The organism is Craterilacuibacter sp. (assembly GCF_051659485.1).
GTDB lineage: Bacteria > Pseudomonadota > Gammaproteobacteria > Burkholderiales > Chromobacteriaceae > Craterilacuibacter.
The window spans coordinates 1-9,617 of the sequence record NZ_JBOFOO010000167.1; the positions used below are offsets into that span (position 1 = coordinate 1).

General features: G+C 61.7%; 10 protein-coding genes. 4 read left to right on the top strand and 6 right to left on the bottom strand.

Annotated features, from left to right (window positions below):
* The coding region (locus ACRC1E_RS05795; protein WP_438514163.1) for a LysR family transcriptional regulator at nt 1-568 on the bottom strand (568 nt) is incomplete at its 3' end.
* Between the two features lie 115 nt (nt 569-683).
* Here ACRC1E_RS05795 and ACRC1E_RS05800 point away from each other — a divergent pair.
* Both ACRC1E_RS05800 and ACRC1E_RS05805 read left to right on the top strand, forming a co-directional pair.
* Nucleotides 684-1,544 (top strand): Vmh family MBL fold metallo-hydrolase, encoded by an 861-nt coding sequence (locus tag ACRC1E_RS05800; protein WP_438514164.1) that lies wholly within the window; start codon nt 684-686, stop codon nt 1,542-1,544.
* Between the two features lie 66 nt (nt 1,545-1,610).
* A complete protein-coding gene (locus ACRC1E_RS05805) occupies nt 1,611-2,252 on the top strand; it encodes a DsbA family protein (RefSeq protein ID WP_438514165.1) in 642 nt (213 codons plus the stop codon).
* Here the strand turns inward: ACRC1E_RS05805 and ACRC1E_RS05810 are convergent.
* The 5 genes from ACRC1E_RS05810 to ACRC1E_RS05830 form a co-directional block, all read right to left on the bottom strand.
* Nucleotides 2,241-3,581 carry a spinster family MFS transporter gene (locus ACRC1E_RS05810; protein ID WP_438514166.1) on the bottom strand — a complete coding sequence of 447 codons (1,341 nt, stop codon included), beginning with the start codon at nt 3,579-3,581 and terminating at the stop codon, nt 2,241-2,243. The genes ACRC1E_RS05805 and ACRC1E_RS05810 overlap by 12 nt on opposite strands.
* A 97-nt stretch (nt 3,582-3,678) precedes the next feature.
* Nucleotides 3,679-4,914: an anaerobic sulfatase maturase gene (locus ACRC1E_RS05815; RefSeq protein ID WP_438514167.1), complete on the bottom strand. Its 1,236-nt coding sequence runs from the start codon at nt 4,912-4,914 to the stop codon at nt 3,679-3,681.
* 5 nt (nt 4,915-4,919) lie between these two features.
* Entirely contained in the window at nt 4,920-6,431 is a 1,512-nt protein-coding gene (locus tag ACRC1E_RS05820) for an arylsulfatase (protein ID WP_438514168.1), read from the bottom strand.
* Between the two features lie 61 nt (nt 6,432-6,492).
* Nucleotides 6,493-7,470, bottom strand: a complete 978-nt coding sequence (locus ACRC1E_RS05825; protein WP_438514169.1) for a flavin reductase — start codon at nt 7,468-7,470, stop codon at nt 6,493-6,495.
* Nucleotides 7,471-7,490: 20 nt separating this feature from the next.
* Nucleotides 7,491-8,270: an enoyl-CoA hydratase gene (locus ACRC1E_RS05830; protein WP_438514170.1), complete on the bottom strand. Its 780-nt coding sequence runs from the start codon at nt 8,268-8,270 to the stop codon at nt 7,491-7,493.
* A gap of 155 nt (nt 8,271-8,425) precedes the next feature.
* Here ACRC1E_RS05830 and ACRC1E_RS05835 point away from each other — a divergent pair, with 155 nt between their 5' ends.
* The gene (locus tag ACRC1E_RS05835; RefSeq protein ID WP_438514171.1) at nt 8,426-9,184 is read left to right on the top strand and encodes an SDR family oxidoreductase; all 759 of its coding nucleotides are present in this window, start codon (nt 8,426-8,428) and stop codon (nt 9,182-9,184) included.
* Nucleotides 9,185-9,198: 14 nt separating this feature from the next.
* The coding region (locus ACRC1E_RS05840; protein ID WP_438514172.1) for an FAS1-like dehydratase domain-containing protein at nt 9,199-9,617 on the top strand (419 nt) is incomplete at its 3' end.

Sequence of the window (9,617 nt, forward strand, 5' to 3'; positions counted from 1 at the left end):
GGCAATTATGCACCGCCAGATCCTGCACCTTTATGGGGGTTGGGTGCTTTTCCAGATAAGCCGGGCTGGCACATACGACCGAGTGACAAGTGCCAAGGCGGCGGGCCACCAGATTTGGATCCGGTTTATTGGTAATACGGAGCGCCAGATCAATCCGCTCTTCGACCAGATTGACGACTTTATCTTGCAGCAGGATATCGATAGATGTGCCGGGGTATCGAGCCAGATAGTCATTAACGACCCCTGCCAGCAGCGTTTGTGAAAGCGAGTAACTGCTGGTAATTCTCAGTAGCCCCTTGGGTTCTTCTGCATCGCGCTCGGCGATTTGCTTCATCTCGTCTTGCAGTGCCAGCATGGCCCGTGCATTGCTTAGCGCCTCTTCTCCCGGCCCAGTCAGACTGAGTCGCCGGGTCGTGCGGTGCAATAAGCGCACCCCCATCCAGTCCTCAAGTTCAGCCAGATAGCGCGACACCATGGCGCGAGACATGTCCAGTTTATCGCTGGCACGGCTCAGGCTGCCTTGCTCGACAACGTTGACGAAGACCTGCAAGGCTGTCAGCCGATCCATCTTCAATCCTTATGTGTCCGATTATTGCAACAGTCTAATGTCTTTTTTGCAGTATTTAAACAAGTGGATATTTCATATGATCAATTTCCATTTATCAATCACGATTAAAAACATTATGAATAACTCCCTGATCCGTAACCTGGCCCTGACGAGCACGCTGCTGAGCGGCGTGGCCATGGCTGGCCCGTTAAACGTGACTGTTTACAACCCCGGTGAGAAGGCCATTTTCCCCGTTTCGTCATCACTGGTGAGCGGCGACAAAGAGGCCATCCTGATTGATGCCCAGTTTGATGTGAAAAATGGCGAGGCATTGGTCGACCTGATCAAGAAAAGCGGCAAAAAACTGACCACCGTTTATATCAGTGGCGGCGATCCCGATTTCTACTTTGGTCTGGAGCCTATCAAGGCGGCATTCCCCGATATCAAGGTGCTGGCTGATCAGCATGTGGTTGATCACATCAACAAGACCAAGGATGCCAAGTTGCGCTACTGGGGGCCTATCCTGGGCAACGGGGCACCAAAGAGCCTGACCGTCCCCGAAGTCATGACTACCAGCCGTATGCTGCTTGAGGGGAAGCAGATCGAGGTCAAGGAGATGAACACATCCAATGCCTATCTGTGGGTGCCATCCATCAAGACTGTGCTGGGTGGTGTGCCGGTTTACTCCGGCGTCCATGTCTGGATGGCGGACAGCCAGACTACACAGGCGCGCGCTAACTGGATCAAGGCACTGGATAAAATGCTGGCTCTGAAGCCCGAACGCGTGGTGCCGGGCCATCTCCTCGGCGCGGAGCCAAAGGGAATCGAAGCGGTGACCTTTACCCGTGGCTATGTGCAGCGTTTCGGACAGGAATTGGCCAAGGTCAAGCATTCCGGAGAATTGGTCAATGCGCTAAAGCAGGCTTATCCGTCTTTGCCCGTCGATGATGGGCTGAGTATTGGCGCGAAGGTCAATACTGGCGAGATGAAGTGGTAATTCCCGTTTTTACAATTTTACCGGGCCGTCTGGCCCGGTTTTTGATTGACTTGCGAGCACCTTGCCATGAATAGATCCAACCCCACTTTTCACTACATTTATGACCCGCTCTGTGGCTGGTGCTATGGCGCGGCTCCCTTGCTGCAGGTACTTTCTGCGATGCCGGATACAGCCATCGCGCTGCATGCCGGTGGGCTTTGGCTGGGTGACAGGTGCCGGCCGACGGGGCAGGCCTTGCGTGACTATGTGCGCCCCCATGATCAACGCATTGAGGCGCTCACCGGCCAGCATTTTGGTGATCGTTACTTTAATGAGCTGCTGCTGCGCGAAGGCGGCCTGCTGGATTCGGAGCCTGCTATCCGGGCCGTAGAGTCCGTGCTTGCCTTGGGAGGGAATGGTCTGAAAATGCTGCACCGTATCCAGCAATCTCACTATCGAGATGGGCTATGGGCTGGCGAGTTACCCTATTTGGCATCTTTGGCGGCGGAGCAGGGGCTTGAGTATGCCGCATTCGAGCTTGCCTACCACCAGGTCAATCTCGGCAATCATATTGCTGAAAGTCAGGACTGGCTGCGGCGCATGCGGGGGAAGGGATACCCGACATTGGGGGTGGAGATTGATACGCAGATCACGGTGATTCCTGTCATGGATTTTCTGGGACAACCCGAGCTGTTTTATCAGCATATTGTGACCCTCCTAAGGGCGTGAGGGGGTGCTGAGAATATCTGCAGCATGCATATCTGAAGCCCGCGCCGGCAGTTGGCGGGCACGGCGATAGGCGGGTAGCGCCCGTGCCAGTGTCAGCGAGGCCAGTACCAGCAAGGACAGCGACGCCGCCAGTGCGTAGCGCAGTGCTTCGCTGCCATAAACGGGGGTGAAGATGTCGGACAGGGTGCCGGTCACCAAAGGCCCTGCACCGATGCCGAACAGTGTCATCGCGATGACAAAAACGCTGGAGGCCTGGGCGATGCGCCCGGCGGGAAACAGCTGGCTGATCGCCCCCAGACAGGGGATGGACCACCACACGCCAAAGAAGGCGAAGCCCAGATACAGCAGGAAGGCGTCAGGAACAGGAACACCTAACAGCATCATGGTGCTGCCTGCCGGCCACAGATAGTAGCCCAGTGCGAACGGGATGCTGAGCAAGGTGCCCACCAGCGCAGTGCCGACCTGCCAGCCGGTATCTTTCCGTACCAGATAGTCGGTCGTCCAGCCACAGGCCAGCGTGCCGAAAAAAGACATCAGGCCGCCGCCGACGCCGGCCAGCAGGCCGGCATGCTGCATCGACAGCCCGTGCGAGCGGATCAAAAAGCTCGGGTTCCAGGTGCCGACCGCATAGCCGCAGATGGCGGCGAGCGAGGCGCTGGCCAGCAGCCAGATATAACCGGGCGTGGCGAGAATGGCCAGCGTCGAAGGCCACCATCCCGAGCTGGCGTTTGTGGCCGCGCTTTGCGGTGCGCGCACATGCTGCACCGTCAGCCAGATCAGCAGGCCGATCAGGATACCGGGCAGGCCAATAGCGATAAAGGCCATGCGCCAGCCGTAATAGTGTGCGATCCAGCCGCCAGCGCCCAGACCGACGATGGCACCCAGACTGGGTCCCATCATGAAAACCGCCAGTGCGCGCGAACGCTGGCGTGGCGGATAAAGCTGCGAAACCAGTGCCACCGAGGGTGCCATGCCGCCGGCTTCGGCGAAGGCCACGCCGATGCGGCAGACCAGCAGCAGCGCAAAGCTGCCGGCCAGACCGCACAGCACGGTAAAGACACTGAACACGACCGCACAGCCGGCGATGACCGGTACTGCACCGATACGGTCGGCCAAGCGTCCCAGTGGCAGGCCGGCGATCGAGTAGCACAAGCCGAAGACGAGACCGGAGAGCAAGCCGATCTGGGTATCCGACACGCCGAATTCGAGCTTGACCGGTTCGATCAGGATGGACATCAGCAGCCGGTCTACGTAATTGAATACATAGGCCACTGCCACCAGTGCCAGTGCATAGTGGCTGCGCCAGCCGGGACGGAGGGTTTCAGTCATGATCGTGCTTCCTGTTGCGGCGTGGTTTGCCATTGTGGATGGTATTGCATATGGCGGGCTGGATCTAAATTGCCCGAGCTGACGCCCTGATCAGACCTCATTGGCGCGACAATCCGGCCACAATGCCCGGCATGTCGCGTGCGATATGGCCGTAAAAGGCCTGCCAGCCGCGGCACAGGTAGTTGAGGCCGGCCTCGCCGGATGCGGTCTTGAGCAGGCGATTTTTCGGGCACTCGCCCCAGCACAGCTTCAGGTGCGGGCAACTTCTGCAATCGGACGGCAGCGTGTCGCGCTTGGCAAAGCCGAAGGCCTGCTGGCGCGCTGACAGTGCGAGCGCGGCCTGATGGCTGCTGGCGATATTGCCCAGCCGGTATTCGGGATAAACGAAATGGTCGCAGCTGTAGACGCTGCCGTCGTGTTCGAGCGCGAGGCCCTTGCCGCAGAATTCGGACTGGGTGCAGGTCTGCGCCGGCAGACCCAGACTTTGCGCCACTGCCGTTTCGAACAGGTTGACGTGCACGCGGCCGAAGTCGCGCGCCAGCCACTCGTCCCATACCGCGATCAGAAAACGCCCCCAGTCGTCCGGGTCTACGCTCCAGTCGGTGACGATGGACAGCGGGTGGCCGGGGCGGGCGCGAGCCGAGTCCGGCGTCACTCGCGCGCTGTCCGGCCACAGTCCCGGCGCGGTGTCGCGAAAGGCACGCGCCTCGACGCAGGGGGTGAACTGCACCCGGGTGGTGCCCAACTCGTCGGCCAGAAAGCGGTACACCTCGCGCGGCGCGCGCGCATTGTCGCGGTTGACCACGCATAGCGCGGCAAACGGCACCTCGTAGGCATTCAAGAGTCGCGCCGCACGCAGCACGGCCGCATGGGTGGGTTTGCCGCCCTTGCTCGGGCGGTGCTTGTCGTGCAGTTGCGCCGGCCCGTCGACCGACAGCCCGACCAGAAAACGGTGACGCTTGAGAAAGCGCACCCAGTTCTCGTCCAGCAGCACGCCGTTGGTCTGCAAATCGTTCTCTATCGCCTGGCCGGGTTTCTTGTACTTGGCCTGCAGCGCGACGATCTTTTCAAAATAAGGCAAGCCCAGCACGGTGGGCTCGCCGCCCTGCCAGGAAAACACCACCGTGTCGCCGCTCTGGCCTTCGATGTACTGGCGGATATGTTCTTCCAGCAGCGCGTCGCTCATCTGCGGCTTTTGGGGCTGATCCAGCAGGGTTTCCTTGTGCAGGTAAAAGCAGTAGCTGCAATCCAGATTGCACAAAGCGCCTGCCGGCTTGACCATCATGTGGAAACGGCGGCGGCCATTGGCGGGCAGCGGGGGCAGGGTGGGCATCGGCCTTACTCCACGCGCAGGCTGCCGCCAGTCTGGCGCGGCGGGAACTGGGTGAGCGAAGCGCGATGCGCGCCGATAATGTCGCGCACCTGACCGCCCCAGGCCATGCCCAGCTTCATCGCGATCTCCTGCGATTTCCAGCCGCCCTGACGCTCGTACGGATCCATCCTGAGGTTGAAGATCAGCGCGGCCGGCTTGTTTTCGTCGAAAAAGCCCTCGCGCGTCTTCATATGGCTTTTCCAGTTGCCGATGCGTATCGCCGACAGTTCGCGCTCGTTGTAGTAAAGGCGGAAGTTGCGTGCCGATGCCGCCTTGCCCTGCCAGTGCGCGAGATTGTTGACCCCGTCGATATACACCTTGTGGCTCTGTTTGAGCTCGGCGGCGACATCGGGCTTGCCGGCGGCGGCAGCCAGCGTGGCAAACAGGTCGGTATTGTCCTGGATGCCGTTGCTGACCGATTGCGCGGCGATCTTTGCCGGCCAGCGGATCAGCATCGGCACACGCACACCGCCTTCCCAGGTGGTGGCTTTTTCGCCGCGAAACGGGCTGGTGCCGCCATCGGGCCACCACTGCGACATCGGGCCGTTGTCCGAGGTGAACACCACGATGGTGTTGTCGGCAACGCCCATGTCGTCGAGCTTTTTCAGCATGCGCCCGACCGAGCGGTCCAGTTCGATCAGGCCGCTGCCGTAAATATCCATTTCCGACGAGTAGGGCTTGGCCAGCGCCTTGTGCTCGTCGCGGACATGGGTGTAGATGTGCATGCGCGTCGGGTTGTGCCAGACGAAGAACGGCGAATTGGCCTTGACCGCGCGCTGCATGAAGTTGACCGCGCGTGCCTCGAATTCGTCGTCCACTGTCTCCATCCGCTTCGGGTTCAGTGCGCCGGTGTCGCTGCAGGCCTGCTTGCCCACCTTGCCGAAACGGCCGTCTTCAGTGGTGTTGTCCGTGTCCGTCGCCTTGCAGTCGAGCACGCCGCGCGGTTTGTAGCGCGCATCGAAGCCCGGGTCTTGCGGCCAGTCGGGTCGGAACGGCTCCTCCTCGGTATTGAGATGGTAGAGGTTGCCGTAAAACTCGTCGAAGCCGTGCACGGTGGGCAGGTGCTCGTTGCGGTCGCCCAGATGGTTCTTGCCGAACTGGCCGGTGCGGTAGCCCTGTGTCTTCAGCACTTCGGCCAGCGTCGGGTCACGCGCATCCAGCCCCTGCTTGCCGCCGGGCAGGCCGACGGTCGTCAGGCCGGTGCGTATCGGCAGCTGGCCGGTGATAAAGGCGGCGCGCCCCGGCGTGCTCGAAGGCTCGGCATAGTGGTCGGTAAACAGCATGCCCTCGCGCGCGAGACGGTCGATATTCGGCGTCGGCACCATCATGCCGTGGCTGTAGGCACCGATATTGCTGACCCCGACATCGTCGGCCATGATCACCAGAATATTAGGCGGTGCTTTCTGTGCGGCCACAGCCGGTGTGGCGGCCAGTGCGCTGGCCAGCAGGCCGGCGATGGTCTTCATGCGCTGTTGCATGCTGTCCCCTTGCTTTGTTACCGGTTTGACGGTCAATTGTTTTTTTTACCGGCTTAACTATTCAGGCGGCACTGCCTTGCGCCGCACGCCACACTTCGACCGAACCTGCATCGGTCAGCGCGATCATCTGTTTGAGTAGGTTTTTCAGTACCCGCGCATCCCAGTCGCCCAGTTTTTCAAGAAGATCCGCTTCGCGTGCCTTGGCAGCCGCGATCACGAACAGCACTGCCCGGCGGCCGCTGGCCGACAAGGCATAGCTTAACGTACCGTCTTGCTGCGTTTCGCGCACCATCTCACGCGCCATCAGCCGGGTGAGTGGCGAGGTCAGTCCGGCAAAGCCGCTGTGCTGCAGCATCTGATCCAGCGCTGCGCTGCTTTGCGCGCCGCGTTGCAGCAAGGTGGACAGGGTGTAGAACTCAGGGTCGGATAGTGCTTGTGTTGCCAGTTCAGCGCGGATGCCGTCCAGGAACTGGTAATGCGCCCGCCCGACCAGATAACCCAGAAAATCCTCACTAAAACTGTGCGGCTCGTCGGCGGCCTCCAGATTCAGCGCGCCGGACTTTTTGGTGGCCAGCGCGTAGCGCCCGCCATGAAACACCAGCGGTGCCTTGTCGGCGCTGTCAAAACCCACGACTTCGCCCACCAGAATCAGGTGGTCGCCGCCGTCGTACTGAAAGCTGGTGCGGCACTGGAAGCGCGCGGCGCAGCCGGTCAGAAGCGGGCAGCCGCTGATGCCGGTTTCCGTGGCGAGGCCCGAGAATTTGTCTTCGCCGCGGCGGGCAAAGCGGTCGGACAGCGCCTCCTGCTCGGCCGACAGCACATGAACCGTCCAGTGGCCGCTGTCTGAAAACGCCGCCAGGCTCTTGGCGCTCTTGGCCAGGCTCCACAGCACCAGCGGCGGGTCCAGCGACACCGAGTTGAAACTGTTGGCGGTGACGCCGACCGGTGTGCCGTCAGCATCGCAACTGGTGACGATGGTGACGCCGGTGGTAAAGGCACCCAGTGCGCGGCGGAATTCCTGCGGATTGATGTCGGGCATGGTGTTTCCTTCCGGTTCGCTTAATGGCCGCCAAACTGCGGCCGGCGCTTGTCGATAAAAGCCTGCATGCCTTCTTTTTGATCCAGCGAGGCAAACAGGGTGTGGTTGGCCTTGCGCTCCAGCGCCAGCGCGGTTTCCAGCGGCGCATCCAGCCCCAGTAGCACGCATTCCTTGATCTCGGTCGCCGCCAGCGGCGGCATGCCCGCGATGGTTTGTGCCATCGCCAGTGCATAGGGGATCACTTCGGCATCGGCGACGACATCGGACACCAGCCCCATGCGCTGTGCTTCGTGGGCACCGACCGGCCGGCCGGTAAGCAGCATCTTCATGGCATTGCTCTTGCCCACCGCACGGGACAGGCGCTGGGTGCCGCCGATGCCGGGCATGATGCCGATGCGGATCTCCGGCTGCGAAAAACTGGCGCTCTCGCCGGCAATCAGGATGTCGCAGTGCATGGCCAGTTCGCAGCCGCCGCCGTAGGCATAGCCGCAGATGGCGGCAATCACCGGCTTGGGGCAATGCTGGATAGGCGCCCACAGCCGCTCGGTGTGGCGCTTGAGGATGTCGACCGGCCCGCAACCGGCCATCGACTTGATGTCGCCGCCGGCGGCAAACACGGTCTCGCCGCCGGTGAGCACGATGGCGCGCACGCTGTCGTCGGCGGCCAGCTCGGCAAACGCCTGCGCCAGGCGCGTCTGCAATTCAAGGCTCAGCGCATTGGTCGACTGCGGCCGGTTCAGCATCAATAGGGCGACCCCCTCGCTCGGGCGTCGCTGCAGCAGGATGTCTTGTTCGCTCATATCGGCTCCGTGGTGTGCGCAGGGCGTGCACGCCCCTTGTTTCTGTGAGCCGATTCTCCCCGCCACACCCGCAGCACTCATCGTCCGAACAGACGACGATGCGCTTGTGTCCGCACCGTAAATTGCAAAGCATGAACAAGGCTCAGGAGGCTTTCATGTCTGTGGCAATCGACTACACCGGCAAGCTTGTGCTGGTGACCGGCGGCACTCGCGGCATCGGGCGCGGTATCGCCCAGCGTTTTCTCGATGCTGGCGCTACCGTAGTGGTGTGCGGGCGCAGCGCCCCCGAAGGGCTGCCCGAACGCTGCCACTTTATCGCCTGTGATGTACGCGACCCCGATTCGGTCGCCGCACTGATGGACAGCATCGCCGCACGCTTTGGCCGCCTGGACGTGCTGGTCAATAACGCCGGTGGCAGCCCGAACGCCGATGCCGCCACCGCGTCGCCGCGTTTTTCTGAAGGCATCATTCGCCTCAACCTGATCGCACCGCTGATCGTCGCGCAGGCGGCTAATCGCCTGATGCAGCAACAGGACAGCGGCGGGGTACAGCTATTTATCGCCAGCGTCGGTGCCCACCGTCCCAGCCCCGGCACGGCCGCCTACGGTGCGGCCAAGGCCGGCGTACTGAATTTGGTGTCCTCGCTCGCGATCGAGTGGGCACCCAAGGTGCGGGTGATGGCGGTCAGCCCCGGTCTTGTGAAAACCGAACAGTCGGCACTGCACTACGGCGATGAAGCGGGTATCGCGCGGGTGGCGGCCACCATTCCGGCCGGACGCATGGCCGAGCCTGCCGATATCGGCAATGCCTGCCTGTTTCTGGCTTCAGCGCTGGGCTCTTACGCCAGCGGCACCCATCTTTTGCTGCACGGCGGCGGCGAAGCGCCGGCGTTTATGGCCGCGGCAGCGCAATAACAAGGAGGACGACAGTGAGCGAACAACACTCTGACTGGCTGGCTGAAGCGCGCGCGCTTATCGGTCACGAATACGGGCGCATCTATGCATGGGATGCAATTAACCAGCCGATGATCCGCCAATGGTGCGAGGCGCTGGGCGTGGATAACCCGCTGTATCTGGATGGCGAGCGCGCCCGACTGCGTTTTGGCGCCCATGTCGCGCCGCCTACCATGCTGCAAGCCTGGGTGCTGGCCGGCATCAAGGGCGAATTTCCGGCAGGCTCGGCCACCGACAATCCGTATGAAGTACTGCAGCTTATCGAGCGCAATGGCTACGGCTCGGTGGTGGCGGTGAATTCCGAGCAGGAATACTTCCGTTATCTGCGTGAAGGCGACCGGCTGAGTTTCACCTCGCAGATCGAGTCGGTCAGCGAGGAAAAGACCACCGGCCT